We start from the raw sequence: 20875 nt of genomic DNA on the forward strand, positions 1-20875 counted from the left end.
GGAGATAGCCCTATTGCACCAGCATGTTGTGAATTGTTCAGTCGGTTCAACAATTAAAATGGAGCTATTTGGTGTAATTAATATTTATGTCTTTAACCTAGTAAACATAGCGTCATAAATTCGTTGTATTTTTAATAAAAAGAGAGTGTATATAAAATTAAGAATGCATCAATAAAGTGAATAAAAATGATTAGTTAATACATTGTTATGTTTATATGTTACACCGAGCTGTAAATGTGAGCTAGGTTAGGAGTTAGCAAACTAAAGGGTTCAGACAAGTCAGAACAGCGTATTTAAAATTGTATTATTTCTTTAATTCGATAACGTATAAACAACCGATTGCATTTAGGGTGGTGAGGGAGTTTCATACAGCCCAATGCAAGTGGTCAATAAGGATAGCATCCATACATCCCCTGTAAATTAAGGTATGGAATGCAAATATAAGAATGAAATAAGGAGAATTAAAATGGCTGGTGTTTTAGGAATGATCCTTGCTGGTGGCGAAGGCTCGCGCTTGATGCCTTTAACGGAATCTCGTAGTAAACCTGCAGTGCCATTTGGTGGCAGTTATCGTTTAATCGATTTTGCTTTGAATAATTTTGTAAACGCGGATTTGATGCGTATCTACGTGCTTACACAATTTAAATCACAATCGTTGTATTTACATATGAAGAAAGGCTGGAACCTTTCGGGCATCACTGATCGGTTTATCGATTCAATCCCCGCACAGATGCGTGATGGCAAGCGCTGGTACGAAGGTACTGCGGATGCTATCTACCAGAATATTCGTTTTATTGAACTCTCTACCCCCGACCAAGTATGTATTTTTGGCTCTGATCATATCTATAAAATGGATATCCGCCAGATGCTCGATTTCCATAAACGTGTAGACGCAAAACTGACCGTTTCTGCGCTGAGAATGCCGCTGAAAGAAGCGTCTCAGTTTGGTGTGATTGAAGTTGATGAAGCCGGAAAAATGGTCGGTTTTGAAGAAAAACCTTGCAACCCTAAAGCGATCCCTGGGCACCCAGACCTTGCACTTGTTTCTATGGGTAACTACATATTCGATACAGATAAACTCTGTGCAGAACTGCGTCGTGATGCTGAAGATAATCACTCCAGCCATGATTTTGGCAAAGATATTATTCCTAAACTTTTCCCAGAAGGAGAGGTTTATGTCTATGATTTTTCAACCAATAAAATCAAAGGCGAAAAAGACACAACTTACTGGCGTGATGTTGGTACGATTGAGGCCTACTGGGCAGCGCACATGGATCTATTAGAGCATGATGCCGATTTTTCGTTGTATAACCGTAGCTGGCCTCTCCACACTTATTATCCACCGTTGCCACCTGCAACCTTTGTTGATTCACACGATCGTAAAGTACAGATTACCGACAGCTTGATCTCCGGCGGAAGCTACATTCAAGGTGCGAAGATTTATAAATCGGTACTAGGCTACCGCAGTAACATTGGAGCCAACACTTTAGTGAGTGAATCCGTGATCCTCGGTGATGTTAAAATTGGCGAAGGATGTACAATTAAGCGTACGATTATTGATAAAAATGTCGAAATAGCGCCAGGCACTATCATTGGTGAAGATTTAGAACTCGATAGACAACGTTTCCATGTTTCTGATGAGGGCATCGTTGTTATCGCAAAAGGAACAAAAGTTGGATTCTAGAATGGAAAAAATCGATGTTTGGTTTACCGTTTCAGAAGCTCAAGGTTTGATCAAAAGTGGTGGTTTGGCCGATGTGGCCAAAGCACTGCCTAAAGCACTGCAAGAGTTAGGTCATCAGGTAGCTATTGTGCTACCTGCTTATCGTTCTATATTGGGCATTTCAGATGCTCCTGTTGTGCTAGAAACTGAGCTTACCCATTGGCCTCATACTTCATATCTGGTCCGCCAGATGGAGCTAGATGGAGTGGCCGTGTACTTAATTGAATGTGAACAATATTTTGGCCGAGCACAAATGTATGGCGAGAATAACCAAGCGTACGCTGATAATGGCGAGCGTTTTGGTTTCTTTTCAGCAGCTAGCCTAGATGTTTTACCTAAGCTCGGTAAAAAACCACAGATTATCCATGCAAATGATTGGCATACAGGGTTGGTTCCATTTTTGTTGAAAACGCGTTACCAGCATGACGCTTATTTTTCTGATATGAAAAGCGTATTGACCGTTCACAACGCGATTTTTAAAGGTATTTTTTCTTATCATCAATTAGAGATCATCCCAGAATTGAACTTATCTGGCATGGAATTTTTACGCTACGGACACGATCACGTCAGTATGCTAAGAGCAGGGATTGCCTTTGCTGACAAAATCAATGCCGTTAGCCCTAATTATGCTTCCGAGCTGCTAACACCGCTTGGCTCTCATGGGTTAGTAGATGATTTTGTTCACCGAGCTAGAGATTTGCACGGCATCGTTAATGGGTGTGATTATAGCGAGTGGGATCCACAAAACGATGAATTTCTTCCTCTTGGCTACTGTGATGAAGCTGAATCACTTCAAGCGGGCAAACGGGCGAGTAAGCGCATGTTGCAAGAGGAGCTGCAATTACCTCAGCGTGACTTGCCTTTGTTTGGGATGGTTTGTCGACTCACCCACCAAAAAGGTTTCCACTATATTTTACCTATACTAGAGTCGTTCTTACGCAATGATGCTCAGCTCATTATTGTTGGCACAGGAGAGCCTGAAGTTGCTGTTCAGCTACATAAAATGGCGGCGAAGCATGCTGATAAATTTGCGTTTGTTGAAGCTTATAGCAATCGTTTTGCACATTTGGTTGAAGCCGGTTCTGATTTCTTCTTAATGCCTTCAGAATTTGAAGCTTGCGGTTTGAATCAGATCTACAGCATGGCTTATGGCACGCTGCCCATCGTTCGTGAAGTTGGTGGTTTAAAAGACACCGTACGTGATTATGATAAGTTTCCTGAAGAAGCGACCGGCTTTGGTTTTCATGATCCTTCTCCAGAAGCACTGCTTATTGCAATGCAGCGAGCGATGCTGTTTTATCTTCAACATCCCGAAACTATGTTGGAGGTTCAGCAGAGGGCGATGCGACAAAACTTTAGCTGGCAGGATTCAGCGAAAGAGTACATCAAGATGTATCATCTCGCGTTTCATGACTGATGTTTTTATAACAAGTAAGGCGCTTTGGCGCCTTACTTGTTGAGCCGAACGAGCCTGCATGATTTTTTGCTATTCAACCCCCGTTTTGTGGTAGTCTTGCGTTTCTCAAATTGAAGCTGATTAACGGTTTTGTATGTCTCATAGCCTACTTTTCCATAAGACCTACCTGCATCCCACCAGTGATGAATGGGTTGTTTTTGTGCATGGCGCAGGTGGAAGTTCATCCATCTGGTTTAAGCAAATCAAAGCGTACCGTGAGCATTTCAATCTGTTATTAGTTGATTTACGAGGTCATGGTAAGTCAAACCAACTGTTTAAAGAGTTGATGGCAAATCGTTACACGTTTAAATCCGTCACTCTTGATATTCTCAAAGTACTCGATCATTTGAAAATTCAGTCTGCCCATTTTGTTGGAATGTCACTCGGTACCATTATTGTACGTAATCTTGCTGAAATGGCGACTGGGCGAGTTTGCTCTATGGTTTTGGGTGGAGCGATAACCCGTTTGAATGTGCGCTCTCAAGTGCTCGTAAAGTTGGGTAATTTGAGTAAGCACATCATTCCTTACATGTGGCTTTATCGTCTGTTTGCTTACATTGTAATGCCACAACGCAACCAAAAAGAGTCACGGCATCTTTTTATTCGAGAAGCGAAGAAGCTGTGCCAAAAAGAGTTTAAACGCTGGTTTATGCTGACTTCCGAAGTCAATCCTCTGATGAAATGCTTCAAAGAGAAAGAGCTACCCATTCCCACTCTTTATCTTATGGGAGAGAGAGACTATATGTTCATTCAACCCGTTAAAGACATGGTGGCAATGCATAGACAAAGTGTGTTATTAGAAATCCCAGATTGCGGCCACGTGTGTAATGTTGAACAATCTGAGATGTTTAACCACCACTCAATTGAGTTCATCCGCCAGCATCAGACTCGTTAGTCTGAATCTAAACAACCGCAGTACCAGCAGGCTGCAAACTGCGGCCCATTTTCCTCGTTGCACTGTCCACAAACCCAGTTAGGTTCTTCGTTTATCTCTTCTATCTGATAGGCCAATAATTGTGCTTGAGCCTCGGCGATTTGAGCTTCATCCAACAGCCATATATAAGGCAAGGTTTCTTCTGAAAAAGGGAGCTCTCCACCTAAGCCGTATAAGTTATCGCCTCTCACTTCACAGCGAATATTGAATTGCTGTAAATACTGACAAACTATATATGCCTCTATCGGGTGGTTTGAAACACAAATTTTCATCATTATTCACTTCAGGCGGAAGTTGGGTTTTTGTTCAATCTGGCCATAATCCACTTGGTGAGAATAGGAAAAAGACCTAATAGAGCAAATGAAAGCAAAACCGAAGGAGATACAATGCCGGATAAGCTTTCAATTTCAGCTAGTTGAGTACCAGCATTCAGATAAACGGCAGTGCCGGGCAGCATACCGAGTTGGCTAATCAGGTAAAAGCGAGCGGTTGATATGGGTGTTAGGCCCATTAATAAATTAATCAAGAAAAAAGGGAAAACCGGAATTAAGCGCAGTGAGAATAGATAAAATGCCCCATCTTTTGCAACGCCTTGATTAATCGTTTGCAGCTTTTGACCAAATTTTGTTTGAATCCATTCACGCAGTAAGAAACGGCTACTCAAAAAGGCGATAGTTGCGCCTATGGTGCTGGCAAAGGAGACAAGCAGTAAGCTAGTCCAAAAACCAAACAGCGCAGCACCCAGTAACGTGACGACCGCCGCTCCTGGGATAGAGAAAGCGGTGAGCACAATATAGAGTGAAAAATAGATCAAAGCAGCGCTGATCACGTTTTGGCTAATGTATTCGTTTAATAGCATTTGCTGTGCTTTGGCATTATCTAACGTTAGATATTGGCCAAAATTTACAATCAAAAAGACAATAAAGGCAAATAAAGCCAAGCCTAAGAGAAGTTTTTTATTCATGGTATTCCTCAAAACGACATATTTTACTAGATATAGTGAAGAAGACAGAGGAAGTCGAATTTATATTTCAAAACGGGATTAAAAAAACGCCCGCATGGTGATGCGAGCGTATTTGATTATTTAATCGAGAGATTTATTTACTCTGAAGTTAAAGGCTTTTAGCTAATTCATCGCGTCGAGATTGTGGGATAACCGACCAATGCTTGCCTTCAATCGCACCTTCAAGGGCCCATAGCAATTCAAGACTGATTGAAGAAGAATGGGTTTGCTGAATCGCTTTATAGGCTTCCAAAGCCCCCTTTGTATGCAAATCCGTTACTGATTCTATCCCTGCTTTCTTAAGCATACGTTCGGTGGCGAGTCGAAGGTTCGGGAGATCTTTTAGGCGTTCTGGCTTCGTTTGGGCTTGAACTTCTCGTTCTTGTTTGGCGATTTCGAGTGCGACAGCAGCATCTCGTAAAATGAGCGAAGGGTTTTCCCAACAATTGTCAGGTAATGCGAAGTATTTTGTGACGACAGGGAACCCACGTTTTTTATAGATATAGGGCTCATAGCCTTGCTCTTTAAAGCGAGAGGTTGATAGATCGTCTGCGCGAATATGAAGTTTATCGTTTACGACCAAAGCAAACATGGTGTCATCGACAAAAATGCCGAAGCCGCCAAACATTGAACGGGACTTAACGCGTCCAAGTTGTTCGAAGAGTCGCATTGAATCTTTAAGTACTGGTTTATCCATGCTGTAAATTCTCGGTGTATGGGAAAAACGCCACCAAAATCAGGTCCGAGAGATTAGCAAACTTATGCAGAAAGAGTGTCAGTAAGGGGTAAACTTAACGTTTGCATATTTGCCATCGGCAACCCCGCTACCTACCGAATAGTCGGTTTAGGCCGGAGGCTTTGCGTCCCATCTTTTCAAATGGTTTGCCCTGTGCGTGACTTCTAATAGTAAGAATATATAAATTTTTGGATGAGCATCACGTTTATTTATTATTTGCGTGATGCTCATTCCAAATTTACTATTATTTAATACGGCGTTCTGTCTCGAATACAGGAAAATCCCTAAAATTGACATTTGTCGCTTGCTTTAAATAATGACACTATTTCGTTATGTTTTTTACTGTGTTGCGTTCAACAATCTCGGGATGCATCTCAAACACACGACGTTCATGCTCTTTGTCTTTAATGCGTTCCAATAGGATTTCAAAGGCGTTTTTCCCTACTCGTCGTTTTGGCTGGTGAACCGTGGTTAACGGTGGCGAGAAATACTCAGCAAGTTCAATATTGTCATAACCAATAACAGACATGTCATCAGGAATACGGATGCCTTTTTGTTGCAAGCGACTCATTAAACCGAGAGCCATTGTATCGTTAAAGCAAAAAACAGCCGTTGGGCGCTTGTCCATGGCGGCGATCTTGTCGGCGGCGAGAACCGCAGTATCACACTCGAAGTTACCTTCCAAAATCCAATCTTCATGAACGGTTAGGCTTGCTTCGGCAAGAGCCCGCTTAAACCCTTGAATACGCTCTTGGCACGCCGCTTTTTCGAAGTGCCCACTTAAGCAAGCAATGTCAGTATGGCCATGATCAATAAGGTATTTGGTGGCGAGATATCCGCCTTCCTCTGAGTTATCAATAATTTTATCGGCTTGAGAACTTTCAGGGCCCCAGTCCATAATAACTTTCGGAATGTCTGAATGACGATCAAGCATCTCAAGCAGTTCTTGGGTGAGGTCCGAGCACATGACCAACATACCATCGACACGTTTTTCCGCTAGCATGCGGATGTAGTCGCGTTGCTTCTCGTAAATACCGCCGGTATTGCACAAAATAAGTGTGTAGCCTTGGCGGTAGCAGTAACTTTCAACACCATCGATAACCTCAGAAAAAAATAAGTTTGTCGATTGGGTCACTAACATACCAATGGTACGGGTGGTGTTGCATTTTAAGCTGCGAGCGACTGCACTTGGTGCATAGTTAAGCTCTGATACCGCTTCCATCACTCGTTCTTGGGTTGCTTCAGCCACAAAGCGAGTTTTATTGATTACATGCGATACCGTGGTGGTTGATACGCCCGCTAAGCGTGCAACGTCTTTAATCGTAGCCATAAATTCTCTGTCCTGTCGATAACTGCTGAAAGTGATAGTCACGAAGAGCAATTCAGCGGTATTAGGCCTATCGGTGTTATATTGAAGCCTAAAAGTAGTAAAAACACAAAAACCGCCTCTAATCAGCGGTTGCATCTTAAATTCATTTTTTATCGTTTGCGGTCAAGATTCTAGTCCGCAAATGTCCATCAAGCAACGAAAAATCCACCGAATAAATCGGTCAACAGTCACAATTGACCGATTTAGTAATAGGTATTAACCAGGTTATCTCATTAGTTTGATAAATAGTCGCGGTCTAAGTGAAGAAACGCGACCAACAATTCGCTTGCGGCACCGTAAAAACCAAATTGATCAATTTGTTGGCAGCGAAGATGGAATTGTGGGATCCAAGAGAGCAAATGTTGTTCAATAAAATCACACTGCTGCGTAAAGGCTTGTTCAAGGTGTGTCTCTTGTTCAAGCTCATTGGAGCGAATGATCAAGTTACCTAAGAAATCCAGTTCAATCGCAATGTGGTCGGCGGGTTCGTTGAGTGCATCGTTGACTGTAATGTGATGGGCTGCCATCAAATCCGACATTGCTCTGGCTGGTTCGTCATTGAGCAACCCTGATTTTCCAATGTAAATTGAGGCATAGGGTAGCGCGGACTCCTTATTGGATTTTAAAAAAAGATCACAGAAATCGGCTGCGAGCTCAAGCTGTGCGTCTTCTTTGTCTTGCAATCGGTTCAGTGCATCAACTAATTTATCAATGGCAGGTTTAAGTGTCGTATTTTCAGCCAACCCTGAAAGAAATGTACGAATAGCGGACGTATGGTATTGCCCTAATTCATGTTCCGAAAGTTCTTTCACAAATAAGCTCGAAAGCCACCAATAAATCTCGGCACGCTGTTCATTAAAAGCTTTTATGTCTTGCATAGTACTGGCTCTCCAAGGGTGTGGTTTTGCGAAAATCGTTTTTTAAAAGTAACTGCTGTAAGTGTAACTAATAAAAATGAATAGCAGTCACTAAGAAAATGAAAAAATATGAGTGATTTTTTCATTAAGTTAATGGATGTCCGGAAGGTTGTTTTGAATCAATAAACTCTCATCTTTCTTAATTTTAAAAGTTGTACGACTAGAATTATGACTATTTATGAATAGAATGGCTTTGTACAGAATCTCGAGCCGAGGTTTGAACCTTTCTATAGAGTAAAGTGGTGTAAATGAGCTATCACGTATTAGTCGTTGAAGATGACGCAGTTACCAGCAGCAAGCTGACTGGATACTTTCAAAATGAAGGTTATACAGTAACACAAGCGGAAAGCGGTACTCAGATGAGAGAAGCGTTGAAAAGCAACGATATAGATTTGATTATGCTAGACATTAATTTACCCGGTGAAGACGGTTTAATGTTAACGCGTGAGCTACGCAGCCAGTCTGATATTGGCATCATCCTAGTGACAGGACGTACGGACAGTATCGATAAAATTGTTGGTCTTGAAATGGGGGCCGATGATTACGTGACTAAACCTTTTGAATTGCGCGAGTTACTGGTGAGAGTGAAAAACTTGCTGTGGCGGATCTCGGCAGTAAAAAACAAACTGAGTGAAGAGAGCTGTGTATCTCACAATGCGAATTTAGTGCGCTTTGGCGAGTGGACCTTTGATATTCAGCGCCGTGCGCTGAGCCGTAATGGTGAACCCGTAAAACTGACCAAAGCGGAATATGAGCTATTAGTTGCCTTGTCGTCCTATCCGAATCAAGTCCTTAGCCGTGAACGTATTTTAAATATGATCAGCCATCGTGTGGATGCACCTAACGATCGAACGATTGATGTACTGATTCGACGCATGAGGGCGAAGATGGAGTTTGATCCCAAGAATCCGCAAATCTTTGTGACTGTGCACGGTGAAGGTTATATGTTCGCTGGTGATTAGCTGAGTGACCGCGTGTGTAAAATTGGCGTTGGGCCGTGCTTTTTTATTCCCATGATTTTTTCTAGCCGCGATTACTAAGAAAAACGGAGCACATAAGTGGCTCCGTTTTGGGTTGAATATAATAGCTAATAGCTAATTGCTATTGATGTCCAATTCTGTATCGCCATGCCCGGAGGCCCAATCACGTAAGTCTTGCCACAGCAGCCCTAACGTTTCATACCAGTAACGCTCGGTTTGTTCTAAATAACGTGCTCGAGGAGCGTATTTTTCCCAAGGTTGCTCAATATTCGTTTGCGCTAAGAAATTGGTTGGCGCAGGTATTGGGTCAATACCTGCAGAATTAAACTCTTTTAACGCTCTTTCCATATGACTTGCTGACGTTACCAAAACCAGCCTACGCTGCTGAACAAAGGCTGCGGCTTGTCGTGCTTCTTCCCAAGTATCTTTAGCTGTTTCTAGCAAAATAATATCGGATTTACTCACTCCAAGCGCGAGTGCCACCACGGCTAGCATGCGCGCATGGCTAAATTCCGACCCGCCAGAGTAGCCTGATAAAATCAACTTTGAGCCGGGGTACATACGCATGACACGTATGCCTTCGTTTAGGCGTACCAACGCAGTGCGGCTGAGTTCCGAGGTCGGCGGGATTTGGTCATCCACTACGTGGCCGCTACCTAAAACCATCACATAATCGATGGTGCCATCTACGGGGAGAAAAGCCGAGTATTGTCTTTCCAAAGGCATTAACATCCGGGTTGCAAAGGGTTGGAAAGAGATAAGAAATATCCCCACTAAAGAGAAGAGGACAAACATACAGCCAGTCTTACGTCTGACGGTGAACATTATGAGCATTAATCCAACAAAACCGAGGATTAGCATCGCCGGAAGAGGCATTAATAATGAGGAAACAACTTTTTTCAGCTCAAACATATACAAAATAGTCCGAAAAAACACCACTTGATAATAAAAAGGAACAAAGCCCCTTTATTCCTGCCATTCCTATGACAGAATAGCAGCACGATTCGCTATCATAACTCAAGCCACTGTGACTGAAGACCGGAATTTCGACGATATTGCCCACAAATTTGCAAAAAACATATACGGCTCTGACAAAGGTGAAATTCGTCAAGTCATTGTTTGGCAAGATCTTGAGCAACTGCTCGCTTTGTTGAGCAACCACCCAAAACCTTTGCAAGTGCTTGATGCTGGCGGCGGTTTGGCACAAATGTCACAAAAAATAGCCAAGCTTGGACACCAAATCACGCTGTGTGATTTATCCTCGGAAATGCTCCAGCTAGCCGAACAAGAGATCCGCAAAAATGGTCTGCTTGAGCAGTATCGGTTGGTACATTCCCCCGTGCAATCCATCCAATCGCACCTTAGTGCGCCAGTGGATGTGTTGTTGTTTCACGCAGTGATGGAATGGTTAGCCGAGCCAAAACCCGCATTGCAGAATTTGTTAGCTCAAGTTAGGCCAGGTGGTATGGCATCAATCATGTTCTATAACCATCATGGCTTGGTGTACAAAAATGTTGTCTGTGGCAACATTCCCCATGTATTGGAGGGCATGCCGCATCGCAAGCGGTTTAAGCTCCAGCCTCAGCAAGGGCTAAAACCTGAAGAAGTGTATCAATGGATCGAAGAATCAGGATTTGAGATTTGTGGAAAATCGGGCATCCGATCATTCAGTGACTATATTGGGAATGTGAAAAATATGGGTGACTACCAATATGAAGATGTACTGGCACTCGAACAACAATTATGTAGACAAGAGCCGTACCTCTCGCTAGGTCGATACATTCATGTATGGGCGAAAAAGAAAATAGAGCAGGAATAACAATGAGTGAGATGACTCAGAACGCTGCACAGCAACCTATTGATGAATTGGTTGGTTGGGTAAAGCAGCATGATTTCTCATTGAACCTGACGACAGAACGACTGGCGTTCCTTATTGCCATCGCAGTATTGAGTAACGAAAGGTTTGATGAAGAATTAGGTGAAGGTGAGTTACACGATGCGTTTGCCATCGTAACTCGCTTATTTGAAGAAACCGGTGAAGCCTCCGCGTTTCGTGCTAATAATGCGATCAATGAGTTGGTAAAACAGCGCTTAATGAGCCGCTTCACCAGCGAGATGACTGATGGCGTTAGCATTTACCGTTTGTCACCGTTGGCTATTGGTATTACGGACTATTACGTCCGCCATAGAGAGTTTTCCAAGCTGAAGCTCTCAATTCAGCTTTCTATGGTCGCCGATGAAATGGCAAAGGCGATTGAAGCTGCGAATAAAGGTGGTACTACCCCAGGGCATTGGAAAAAGAACGTCTACGGCGTATTAAAATACTCGGTAGGGGAAATTTTTGATCGTATCGATTTAAACCAACGTGTGATGGACGAGCAGCAGCAATCGGTCAAACTGCAAATCGCAGAGTTGCTGAATAAAGATTGGCGTGAAGCGATCAACAACTGTGAATCGTTATTGTCTGAAACCTCTTCAACGCTGCGTGAACTGCAAGACACTTTACAAGCGGCGGGGGATGAGCTGCAAACGCAAATTTTGGATATTCAAGAATTGGTTTATGGCGAAGCTGAACTCGAATTTATTGAAGAAATCCTGTTTGGATTACAGATGAAACTTGATCGCATCACCAGTTGGGGACAACAGGCGATCGATCTCTGGATTGGCTACGACCGCCATGTCCATAAATTCATTCGTACCGCCATTGATATGGACCAAAACCGAGCGTTTAGCCAGCGTTTACGTCAATCACTCAGCGACTATTTTGACGCGCCTTGGTATCTCACTTATGCCGATGCTGAGCGTTTAACCGACCTGCGTGATGAAGCTCTCGTCTTAAGAGATGATGAGGTGATGGGGCAAGTGCCTCCAGAAGTGGAGTACGAAGAGTTCCAGCAAGTCAATGATGAGCTCTCCTTGCGTATCGGCAGCATGCTCAAAGGTCATAAAGATCAAGGGATGCCAATTGATTTAGGACGAGTACTGAGAGACTACCTCGCCACTCATCCCCATACACATCATTTTGATTTAGCGCGAATTATTGTTGATCAAGCGGTGAGGCTTGGCTACTCAGAGCAAGATTACCAAGCCATCCAACCTGACTGGCAAGCGATCAACGATTTTGGTGCAAAGGTACAAGCAAATGTCATCGACAGATATTAATGAATACATGCCAGAAAATCTGGCTAAAGCGATTTCAAATCCTTTATTTCCTGCGCTAGATAGCCAGCTTCGAGCTGGGCGTCATGTTTCTAGTGATGATTTGGATAATCACACCTTTTTATTGGATTTTGAGCCCGATTTAGCGCTGTTTTACCAACGCTATAACACCGAATTAGTCAAAGCGCCGGAAGGCTTTTTTTACCTGCGTCCTCGTTCTACTGCTTTAATCAATCGTAGCGTGCTGTCTGAGTTGGATATGCTGGTCGGCAAAGTGCTCTGTTTTCTTTATTTGAGTCCTGAACGCCTTGCGCACGAAGGCATCTTTACTAATCAAGAATTGTACGAAGAGCTACTGTCTCTGGCCGATGAAAAAAAACTGATGAAGCTCGTCACCAACCGAGCCAGCGGTTCAGACTTAGATAAAGAAAAGCTGTTTGAAAAAGTGCGTACCTCACTGCGTCGTTTACGTCGTTTGGGGATGATCATCCATTTAGGTGATACCAATAAATTCCGCATTAGCGAAGCCGTATTTCGTTTTGGTGCCGATGTGCGCATTGGTGACGACATGCGTGAAGCGCAACTGCGTTTGATCCGCGATGGTGAAGCGGTTGTCCACGCCCAAGAACCGAATCAAGGCAGCTTGCTGGATAACGAAGACGAGATTGAAGAACAAAATGTTAACGAGCAAACAGAATGGGAAGGTGAAGCATGATTGAGAGAGGTAAATATCAATCGCTAACCATGATCAATTGGAACGGCTTTTTTGCTCGTACTTTTGATATTGATGGATTAGTTACCACCTTGTCAGGCGGTAACGGTGCGGGCAAATCGACCACCATGGCGGCATTTATCACCACCTTGATCCCAGATCAAAGTTTGCTCCATTTTAGAAACACCACCGAAGCGGGCAGCTCACAAGCGTCTCGCGATAAAGGCTTATACGGTAAACTGCAAGCGGGCGCATGTTACGCCGCGTTGGATGTAGTGAATTCACGCAAACAGCGTTTACTGTTTGGCGTTAAGCTACAACAGGTGGCGGGGCGCGATAAAAAAGTTGATATCAAACCGTTTGTGATTCAAGGCTTGCCAAGCCATGTCAAACCAACCGATGTGCTGATTGAAAATGTCTCAGACAACCACGCGCGCGTGCGTCAACTCAATGAAGTGAAAGAGATTGTCGCGAAAATTGAAGGGGCGCATTTTAAAGCATTTAGCTCCATTGTGGATTATCACGCGCAAATGTTTGAATTTGGCGTGGTGCCGAAAAAACTGCGTAACAGCAGTGACCGTTCAAAATTCTATCGCTTGATTGAGGCTTCTTTATACGGCGGTATTTCCAGTGCCATTACTCGCTCGTTGCGTGATTATCTGTTGCCACAAAATGGTGGTGTGAAGAAAGCATTCCAAGATATGGAATCGGCGTTGCGTGAAAACCGCATGACATTAGAAGCGATCAAAACCACGCAAGCGGATCGCGATCTCTTCAAGCACCTGATTACCGAATCGACAAATTACGTGGCCGCGGATTACATGCGCCACGCCAACGATCGCCACAATAAGCTAGATCAAACGCTCGCGTTGCGTAACGAGTTGTTCGGTTCTCGCCATACATTGATTGAGCAAAATCGATTACTCAATCAAGTTCAAGAAGAGCTTGAACTGCTGTTAGAGCAAGAATCTACCTTAGAACAAGATCACCAAGCCGCTTCTGATCACTTGCAACTGGTGCAAAACGCACTGCGTCAGCAAGAGAAAATTGAACGCTATCAAGAGGATTTGCAAGAGCTCACTATTCGCCTTGAAGAGCAGATGATGGTGGTGGAAGAGGCGCAAGAGCGCGTCATGATGGCTGAAGAGCAAGCGATTATCTCTGAAGATGAGGTCGATAGCTTAAAGAGTCAACTGGCCGATTACCAACAAGCATTAGATGTTCAACAAACGCGAGCATTGCAATATCAACAAGCCGTACAGGCGCTCGATAAAGCCAAACAATTGCTAGATGATGATCAGTTAACACCAGAGCGTGCCCAAGCGCAGGTTTCTGATCTCAAGCATCAGCAAGACGCTAACACCACCACCTTATTAGCGTTAAAGCATAAACTGGACATGTCTTCGGCCGCAGTCGAACAGTTTGAGCAGGCACTGCAACTGGTGCGTAGTGTAGTGGGTGAGGTGCCTCGTCACGATGCCGCTCAGCATGCAAAAGCCATCATGCAGCAAGCGCGTAACGCCCAGCAAATCAGCCAAAATGAAGCACAGTGGTATGCGCAGCAGCGAGATCTGGAACGTCGCTTAAATCAGCAGCAAGTGGCGCGTCAGTCCGTGGCTGAATACCAAAAGCAACACCATATTGACTTGCACGATGAGCTAGCACTAGAGCAAGAGCGCGAGCGCCACGCCGCTCTGATTGAATCGCTGGAATATGAACAAGAAGCGCTGCGTGAACAGCGCAGTGAGCAGCGCCGTACCGAGCAAGATAAACAGGCTGAAATTCAACGACTGGAATCGATCGCTCCGACTTGGATTGCTGCCAACGATGCATTGCATACCTTACGCGAACAAAGTGGTGCAACATTAGAAAATAGCCAAGCTGTGATGGCGCAGATGCAGCAAGTGCTTGAGCAAGAAAAAGCACAATCAATCGCTAAAGATAAGCTGGCAGAACGTCGCGCGCAGCTTGAAAATGAAATCGAGCGCTTGGCGTCTCCTGGTGGTTCAAATGATCCTCGCTTGAAAGGATTAGCGGATAGCTTAGGCGGCGTTTTATTGTCTGAAATTTACGATGACATCACGATTGACGATGCACCTTATTTCAGTGCCATGTACGGTCCAGCTCGCCATGCGATTGTAGTTTCGGATTTATCTGGCATCAAAGAGAAGCTGGTAGAGCTTGATGACTGCCCAGAAGATCTGTACATCATTGAAGGGGATGTCGATGCCTTTGATGATAGCTCGTTCAATGCTGACGAATTGGAAGGAGCGGTATGTGTTCAGCTCAATAACCGCCAAATGCGTTATTCTCGTTTACCTGAGATCCCACTCTTTGGCCGAGCCGCGCGCGAACAACGTTTAGAGTTACTGCGTAACGAGCGCGAAGAAGTGGTGGAAGAGCACGCAAAAGCGGCGTTTGATTCACAAAAACTGCAACGTCTATACCACAGCTTTAATCAATTTGTTGCTTCACACATCCAAGTTGCTTTTGAAGCGGATCCAGAACAAGCGTTGCAAGCGGCACGTGAGCAACGTAATCAACTGGTCCGTGTATTGGCTGAATTGGATGCAAAAGAACAGCAGCAACGCAACCAGTTACAGCTAAGCAAACACGCGTTAACGATGCTCGATAAGCTGGCTCCTAACATGTTGCTCATTGAAGATGAGGCATTGCAAGCACGTTTCGATGAAGCTGAGCTGAACATTAATCAATTGGCGGAAGCGAAAGCGTTTTTAAGCTCGCACGGTAAAGCCATCGCGGAGTTAGAGCAGCTTGCTTCAGCGCTTGAGGTTGACCCGCAGCAATTTGATGCACTCACTGCACAATATCAGCAAGCGGATCAAGCTCTTCAGACATTGAAAGTGCAGATCTTTGCACTTTCAGACGTGATTGAACGCCGCCACTATTTTAGCTATTCCGATTCGGTTGATCTGCTCAGTAAAAGCAGCGAGCTAAGTGAGCAGCTCAAAAACAAATTGGTCGAGGCAGAAAGCGCCCGTACCCGTACTCGTGATGAGCTCAAACAGGCTCAAAGCCAAATGAACCAATATAACCAAGTGTTAGCGGCCTTAAAAAGCTCGCATCAAGCTAAGTTGGAAACGGTTCAAGAGTTCAAGCAGGAGCTACAAGAGTTTGGTGTGCATGCCGATGAAGGTGCGCAAGAGCGTGCTGAACGTCGTCGTGATGAATTGCAACAGCGTCTGCATGCCTCACGTACCCGTAAGAGCGAGTATGAACGTACACTAACCGCAACTGATCTTGAAATGAAAGCATTAGTTAAACGGTTGAAAAAGGTGCAGAAAGATTATCAAGATCTGCGCACATTTGTGGTGAATGCAAAAGCAGGGTGGTGCTCTGTATTACGTTTGGCGCGTGATCACGATGTTGAGCGCCGCTTGCATAAACGTGAGCTGGCGTATTTATCGGCCGATGAACTGCGTTCCATGTCAGATAAATCGTTGGGCGCGCTGCGTTTAGCAGTCGCAAGCAATGACGACCTACGCGATGCGCTGCGTTTGTCGGAAGATAACGCACATCCAGAACGCAAAGTTTTGTTCTACATCGCCGTGTATCAACATCTGCGTGAGCGTATTCGCCAGGACATCATTCGCACTGATGATCCTGTTGAAGCGATTGAAGAGATGGAAGTAGAGCTTGCGCGTCTAACTGAAGAGTTGACTCAACGTGAAAACCGTTTAGCGATCAGCTCTGAATCGGTGGCCAGCATCATCAAAAAAACCATTCAACGTGAGCAAAATCGTATTCGGATGCTCAACCAAGGTTTGTCTAACATTAACTTTGGTCAGGTGAAAGGCGTTCGCCTTAACGTGAAAGTACGCGAGAGCCATGAAATCCTACTCGCGGGATTATCTGAAAAACAGAGTCAGCATAAAGATCTGTTTGAGAGTACTCGTTATACCTTCTCCGAGGCGATGGCGAAATTGTTCCAGCGTGTTAACCCGCATATCGATATGGGGCAACGTTCACCGCAAGTATTGGGTGAAGAGCTATTGGATTACCGTAACTACTTAGAGTTGAGTGTTGAAGTAAATCGCGGATCCGATGGCTGGTTGCAAGCGGAATCGGGCGCGTTATCGACTGGTGAAGCGATTGGTACTGGGCAGTCTATTTTATTGATGGTGATTCAAAGTTGGGAAGAGGAATCTCGTCGTCTACGCAGTAAAGACATCGTTCCATGCCGTTTACTGTTTTTAGATGAAGCGGCGCGTTTGGATGCCAAATCCATTTCAACCTTGTTTGAACTGTGCGAGCGTCTAGATATGCAACTTTTAATTGCTGCGCCAGAGAATATTAGCCCTGAGAAAGGCACGACCTATAAATTAGTGCGCAAAGTGTTTAAAGATCACGAACACGTTCATGTGGTCGGTCTACGGGGTTTTGGTCAAACTGAAAAACCAAAATCAGAAGCACAGCAGATGGCCGAAATGCTGTAAGCATTGCCTCCATCGCTAATAAAAAAGCCCAATACTCCTGATAGAGATTGGGCTTTTTAGTGATTAAATTGGGTGAGAGTTACTCGCTTACCTCACCTGAACCGAATTGCTTTGCGGCATAAGCCACGCGTTCTTCGGGGCTGGGATAGATAAGTTGCGTACCTAAACTTTCAATATGCTGCAAGCGTGGTAGCAGCCCTGCGCCATTGGCTATCTGGATAGCCAGCCCTGGGCGAGCGTTAAGCTCAAGTACCATTGGTCCTTCTTCTTTATCCAACACCATGTCGGTTCCCATATAACCAAGGCCGGTCATTTCCCAAGCGCTAGAGGCTAAGGTGAGTAGCTTCTTCCAATGTGGTACTTGCAGCGTTGAGAGCTCTTTGCCGGTATCTGGGTGCTCAGTGATGGGTAAATTAAACTGCACGGCTCGTACTGCTTTTCCTGTCGCAATATCAAGACCTACGCCAACAGCGCCTTGGTGTAAGTTGGCTTTACCATCAGAAGCCGAAGTCGAAAGGCGCATCATCGCCATGACGGGGTAGCCTTTGAAGACAATAATGCGTACATCAGGCACACCTTCATAGCTAAAGCCTTCGAAACAATCGTCAAACTTAATTAGGTTTTCAACCACAGCAACATCATTTTTACCGCCTAGTGAAAATAGTCCGGCCAAGGCATTACTGATGTGGCGCTCAACATCTTGCTGGTTGATGGTCGCACCAGAAGGTTTAGTGTACACACCATCCTTGTGCGACATAATCACTAAAATTCCTTTACCACCGCTTCCGCGTGCAGGTTTTATCACAAAGCCCGGCCACTCTTTAACCATGGCATGGATCGACTTCACATCCGCTTGATTACTGATCACACCAATCAGTTTTGGCACAGTACAACCCGCACGCTGCGCAATCAATTTAGTTTGTAACTTATCATCAACCAATGGGTATTTTGAGCGATCGTTATAGCGACCAATGTAGCTATGGTTGCGCTTGTTCATGCCCATAATGCCTTTACGACGTAGCTTAAATGGAGAAGTGTATTCGGATAATGAAAACATCTTTACTCCTCGGCTAACGGTTTAAAACGGCGAAGTTCAGTTAAACGGTATCCAGTATAGGTCCCTAATAGCAGAATGGCAGCCAATACGATCAGCTGTAAGCCAATAAAATTAAAGGTTAGGTGTTGCACATAAGAGTTAGTCATTGCTAAGTAGATTAAGATGGAAGTAAAGAGCGAGCCGCCACCTTGTAAAATCACCTCTTTTGCTCCTTCTTCTTCCCACAGAATCGACATGCGTTCGATGGTCCAAGAGAGAATGATCATCGGGAAGAAGGTAATGGATAACCCTTCGGTGAGGCCGATCTTAAAGGCAACGACGGTAAAGACAGAGATGATGAGTATTACCGCAATGATGACCGCCGATATCCGTGCTACCAGTAGCAGGTTCAATTTCGATAAATAGCTACGAATGATCAAACCTGTTCCGACGATAAGCAGAAAGCCCACGATACCTGTCAGTAATTGAGTTTGAACAAACGCCACGGCGATCAGTACCGGCATGAAAGTACCTGAGGTCTTTAGCCCAATAATCACCCGCAAGAACACCACAATTAATGCGCCGATAGGAATCAACATGATGGTCTTGAACATCGCTTGCTCTTCAAGCGGCAAACTGTGAATAGAGAAGTTTAAGAGTTTGTCGGCCTCAATTTTATTATTGGTTGCCGTTTGAGGTGAAACGTCTTGAGACAGCATAGTGAAGTGAACTTGGCTGTTTTGCCCACCCGTGACATCCAGCAGTGAAACGTTGGATTCATCCCAAACCAGTAGGTTAGGGTGGTTGGGCTGCGTACCCGTTTCAGGGTTAAAAAGTACCCACTGATCGCCATTCCATATTTCGTTCATGTGTTGAATCGTTTGACGGCGGCGACCATCTTCGAGCTGAATAACACCAACGACTTTATTGGGAATTTGAGAGTATGACAGCAGTTTTTGTGTGGCGTCCACTTTGCTCATTTTATTAAGCAGCAAAGAGGCGTTTTGGCTATCGGCGTCATTGAGATTTTTAATCAGTTCGCGGGTAAAAGTGATGTTATCCGCCGAGCGTTGATTCGCTCGTTCAATTAATGCGATAGCCGCTGCTTCTTCTGGGCCGTCAAAGGTTGGCTTGACCACATCACCGATGGGGGGGATAGGGGCCGCTTTCGCTTGAGGATCGACTAAAAATTGGCTTTTGTAGTAAATCGTTTGTGGGCCAGTTGCTTTGCGGATTGACCACTCAACACGTTTGCCCGTGTCAGTCGTAACGTAAGCTACGCCATAACCTGGTGATGATGACGATTCATTGATCAAGGTATATCCATCTTGAGTATGAGGCGCAGCTAAAGAGACTTTGGCTTCTTTGCCTAACGCATTGAATTCAACACGTGCTTCAATATCCCAAATTTGGCGAGTTTCCCCGGGTGTCCATGGCACCCCATAAGTTTGGTGGCGAACTACACTCAGTGTGATTCCTGCCACTATCAGCAATAAAACGGATAGATAAAATGGAACTCGTGACGTCATAAATGTCCTTGCTACTATTTAGTTTCGGTTTGGATATACTTGCGACTGACATCGACTAACGCGATATCACGAATAAACTCGCGGCCTAGAAGAATAGGATGGCTCATTTGAGAGCGATCAGCCAAGGTGAACTGTGCTTTTTCGTGAATACTGCCTAATTTTACCCACAGCTCAACAACGGCTCTGCGTTCCATCTCATCGTTGGTCGATTGGCGAATTTTAACGTAGCGAATAATGGGTGATTCAATCCAGTTACTCTCGTCTGTTGCTCTATCACCATCGGAAAGATGAAAGCGCACCCAGTTTTTCCCATTACGTTCAAACTCTTCAATATCAATCGCATTGAGTGAAGAGGTGGCGGCCCCTGTATCAACTCGAGCATCAAAGGTTTGTTTGATCGAATCAATCGTGACTTTTTCGACTTCACCTAAAATGACGTCATAGCGTGATTTTTGAATAGAGGGTGTAGCGACTGGAATTATCACATCATCATTACTGGTTGCTTCTACACGTTTTTGTTGGGTATTGGTCGTGATCTGCTTAAGTTTTGTTAGTTTTCGATCGAGTTTTGATATTTGGTTTTCAAGGCTTTCAATGTAATCAGTCTGGTTACTTAGCTGAAGCTCAAGGTTGGTCATTGTGTTGCTGAGGTTCGATTCGGAAGCTTGAATCGCTGCGAGGGTAGCTTGGTGGTATTGTTCACCATTGGTTAGAGTGCAACCTGACAGTAAGGCAATGGCAATGACGGGGGCTACAGACTTAAACATTTGCGACCTTATGTGTTTGTAATGAATACGGATAAACCGAAGTTTAGCTAACAAAATTTAGCTGATAAAAAAGGATGCGTACGGCATCCTTTGACAA

The 20875-nt window shown here is 44.4% G+C and carries 17 protein-coding genes and 1 riboswitch; of the genes, 8 read left to right on the forward strand and 9 right to left on the reverse strand.

All coding sequences use genetic code 11. The annotated features are described in order from the left end of the window. The first annotated feature begins 466 nt into the window (after window positions 1-466). The 3 genes from glgC (at window position 467) to AACT18_RS12890 (ending at window position 4074) form a co-directional block, all read left to right on the forward strand. Window positions 467-1684 (forward strand): glucose-1-phosphate adenylyltransferase, encoded by a 1218-nt coding sequence (gene glgC, locus AACT18_RS12880; protein WP_013857078.1) that lies wholly within the window; start codon window positions 467-469, stop codon window positions 1682-1684. 1 nt (window position 1685) lies between these two features. Continuing rightward, the gene (glgA, locus tag AACT18_RS12885) at window positions 1686-3140 is read left to right on the forward strand and encodes a glycogen synthase GlgA (protein ID WP_013857077.1); all 1455 of its coding nucleotides are present in this window, start codon (window positions 1686-1688) and stop codon (window positions 3138-3140) included. Between the two features lie 133 nt (window positions 3141-3273). Continuing rightward, a complete protein-coding gene (locus AACT18_RS12890; protein WP_017049877.1) occupies window positions 3274-4074 on the forward strand; it encodes an alpha/beta fold hydrolase in 801 nt (266 codons plus the stop codon). Here AACT18_RS12890 and AACT18_RS12895 read toward each other — a convergent pair. The 5 genes from AACT18_RS12895 to torD all read right to left on the reverse strand — a co-directional run bounded on the left by AACT18_RS12895 (window position 4071) and on the right by torD (window position 8099). Next, a complete protein-coding gene (locus AACT18_RS12895; RefSeq protein ID WP_081244899.1) occupies window positions 4071-4388 on the reverse strand; it encodes a putative signal transducing protein in 318 nt (105 codons plus the stop codon). The two genes, AACT18_RS12890 and AACT18_RS12895, sit on opposite strands and share 4 nt — an antisense overlap. Window positions 4389-4396: 8 nt before the next feature. Then, on the reverse strand, window positions 4397-5077 hold the full coding sequence (locus tag AACT18_RS12900; RefSeq protein ID WP_047690896.1) for a TVP38/TMEM64 family protein: 681 nt from the start codon (window positions 5075-5077) through the stop codon (window positions 4397-4399). Window positions 5078-5225: 148 nt separating this feature from the next. Continuing rightward, entirely contained in the window at window positions 5226-5813 is a 588-nt protein-coding gene (locus AACT18_RS12905) for a TfoX/Sxy family DNA transformation protein (RefSeq protein WP_013857073.1), read from the reverse strand. A 114-nt stretch (window positions 5814-5927) separates the two neighbouring features. Further along, window positions 5928-6013: riboswitch (cyclic di-GMP riboswitch) on the reverse strand. Between the two features lie 161 nt (window positions 6014-6174). Beyond that, window positions 6175-7182 carry an HTH-type transcriptional repressor PurR gene (gene purR / locus AACT18_RS12910; protein WP_026028025.1) on the reverse strand — a complete coding sequence of 336 codons (1008 nt, stop codon included), beginning with the start codon at window positions 7180-7182 and terminating at the stop codon, window positions 6175-6177. Window positions 7183-7454: 272 nt separating this feature from the next. Next, window positions 7455-8099, reverse strand: a complete 645-nt coding sequence (torD, locus tag AACT18_RS12915; protein ID WP_094125816.1) for a molecular chaperone TorD — start codon at window positions 8097-8099, stop codon at window positions 7455-7457. A 287-nt stretch (window positions 8100-8386) separates the two neighbouring features. Between torD and torR the strand changes: the two genes are divergently transcribed. Next, window positions 8387-9100, forward strand: a complete 714-nt coding sequence (gene torR / locus AACT18_RS12920) for a two-component system response regulator TorR (protein WP_094125556.1) — start codon at window positions 8387-8389, stop codon at window positions 9098-9100. Between the two features lie 132 nt (window positions 9101-9232). On the opposite strand, the gene elyC is transcribed toward torR, so the two are convergent. Beyond that, window positions 9233-10057 (reverse strand): envelope biogenesis factor ElyC, encoded by an 825-nt coding sequence (elyC, locus tag AACT18_RS12925; RefSeq protein WP_017049875.1) that lies wholly within the window; start codon window positions 10055-10057, stop codon window positions 9233-9235. Between the two features lie 88 nt (window positions 10058-10145). Between elyC and cmoM the strand changes: the two genes are divergently transcribed. The 4 genes from cmoM to mukB are packed head-to-tail and all read left to right on the forward strand — an operon-like array spanning window position 10146 to window position 17446. Then, the gene (gene cmoM, locus AACT18_RS12930; RefSeq protein ID WP_010319458.1) at window positions 10146-10937 is read left to right on the forward strand and encodes a tRNA uridine 5-oxyacetic acid(34) methyltransferase CmoM; all 792 of its coding nucleotides are present in this window, start codon (window positions 10146-10148) and stop codon (window positions 10935-10937) included. A 2-nt stretch (window positions 10938-10939) separates the two neighbouring features. Further along, window positions 10940-12280, forward strand: a complete 1341-nt coding sequence (gene mukF, locus AACT18_RS12935) for a chromosome partition protein MukF (RefSeq protein WP_094125557.1) — start codon at window positions 10940-10942, stop codon at window positions 12278-12280. Then, window positions 12261-12992: a chromosome partition protein MukE gene (mukE, locus tag AACT18_RS12940; protein ID WP_017044662.1), complete on the forward strand. Its 732-nt coding sequence runs from the start codon at window positions 12261-12263 to the stop codon at window positions 12990-12992. The genes mukF and mukE overlap by 20 nt, the downstream gene beginning before the upstream one ends. Then, window positions 12989-17446, forward strand: a complete 4458-nt coding sequence (gene mukB / locus AACT18_RS12945) for a chromosome partition protein MukB (protein ID WP_094125558.1) — start codon at window positions 12989-12991, stop codon at window positions 17444-17446. The genes mukE and mukB overlap by 4 nt, the downstream gene beginning before the upstream one ends. Before the next feature lie 79 nt (window positions 17447-17525). On the opposite strand, the gene AACT18_RS12950 is transcribed toward mukB, so the two are convergent. The 3 genes from AACT18_RS12950 to AACT18_RS12960 are packed head-to-tail and all read right to left on the reverse strand — an operon-like array spanning window position 17526 to window position 20778. Next, the gene (locus tag AACT18_RS12950; RefSeq protein ID WP_019280854.1) at window positions 17526-18503 is read right to left on the reverse strand and encodes an alpha-L-glutamate ligase-like protein; all 978 of its coding nucleotides are present in this window, start codon (window positions 18501-18503) and stop codon (window positions 17526-17528) included. Window positions 18504-18505: 2 nt separating this feature from the next. Beyond that, a complete protein-coding gene (locus AACT18_RS12955) occupies window positions 18506-20011 on the reverse strand; it encodes an inactive transglutaminase family protein (protein ID WP_017044665.1) in 1506 nt (501 codons plus the stop codon). Window positions 20012-20025: 14 nt separating this feature from the next. Beyond that, window positions 20026-20778 carry an ATP-dependent zinc protease family protein gene (locus AACT18_RS12960; protein WP_094125559.1) on the reverse strand — a complete coding sequence of 251 codons (753 nt, stop codon included), beginning with the start codon at window positions 20776-20778 and terminating at the stop codon, window positions 20026-20028. Between the last annotated feature and the right edge of the window lie 97 nt (window positions 20779-20875).

Source organism: Vibrio sp. V04_P4A5T148, from assembly GCF_963875605.1.
GTDB lineage: Bacteria > Pseudomonadota > Gammaproteobacteria > Enterobacterales > Vibrionaceae > Vibrio > Vibrio anguillarum.

What these genes read in the sequence shown, in the direction of transcription:
- purR (WP_026028025.1), bottom strand. Translation starts at nt 7,182, where the DNA reads ATGGCTACGATTAAAGACGTTGCACGCTTAGCGGGCGTATCAACCACC.
- glgA (WP_013857077.1), top strand. Translation starts at nt 1,686, where the DNA reads ATGGAAAAAATCGATGTTTGGTTTACCGTTTCAGAAGCTCAAGGTTTG.
- mukE (WP_017044662.1), top strand. Translation starts at nt 12,261, where the DNA reads ATGTCATCGACAGATATTAATGAATACATGCCAGAAAATCTGGCTAAA.
- AACT18_RS12905 (WP_013857073.1), bottom strand. Translation starts at nt 5,813, where the DNA reads ATGGATAAACCAGTACTTAAAGATTCAATGCGACTCTTCGAACAACTT.
- AACT18_RS12960 (WP_094125559.1), bottom strand. Translation starts at nt 20,778, where the DNA reads ATGTTTAAGTCTGTAGCCCCCGTCATTGCCATTGCCTTACTGTCAGGT.
- glgC (WP_013857078.1), top strand. Translation starts at nt 467, where the DNA reads ATGGCTGGTGTTTTAGGAATGATCCTTGCTGGTGGCGAAGGCTCGCGC.
- torD (WP_094125816.1), bottom strand. Translation starts at nt 8,099, where the DNA reads ATGCAAGACATAAAAGCTTTTAATGAACAGCGTGCCGAGATTTATTGG.
- AACT18_RS12900 (WP_047690896.1), bottom strand. Translation starts at nt 5,077, where the DNA reads ATGAATAAAAAACTTCTCTTAGGCTTGGCTTTATTTGCCTTTATTGTC.
- AACT18_RS12890 (WP_017049877.1), top strand. Translation starts at nt 3,274, where the DNA reads ATGTCTCATAGCCTACTTTTCCATAAGACCTACCTGCATCCCACCAGT.
- mukB (WP_094125558.1), top strand. Translation starts at nt 12,989, where the DNA reads ATGATTGAGAGAGGTAAATATCAATCGCTAACCATGATCAATTGGAAC.
- AACT18_RS12950 (WP_019280854.1), bottom strand. Translation starts at nt 18,503, where the DNA reads ATGTTTTCATTATCCGAATACACTTCTCCATTTAAGCTACGTCGTAAA.
- AACT18_RS12955 (WP_017044665.1), bottom strand. Translation starts at nt 20,011, where the DNA reads ATGACGTCACGAGTTCCATTTTATCTATCCGTTTTATTGCTGATAGTG.
- mukF (WP_094125557.1), top strand. Translation starts at nt 10,940, where the DNA reads ATGAGTGAGATGACTCAGAACGCTGCACAGCAACCTATTGATGAATTG.
- AACT18_RS12895 (WP_081244899.1), bottom strand. Translation starts at nt 4,388, where the DNA reads ATGATGAAAATTTGTGTTTCAAACCACCCGATAGAGGCATATATAGTT.
- torR (WP_094125556.1), top strand. Translation starts at nt 8,387, where the DNA reads ATGAGCTATCACGTATTAGTCGTTGAAGATGACGCAGTTACCAGCAGC.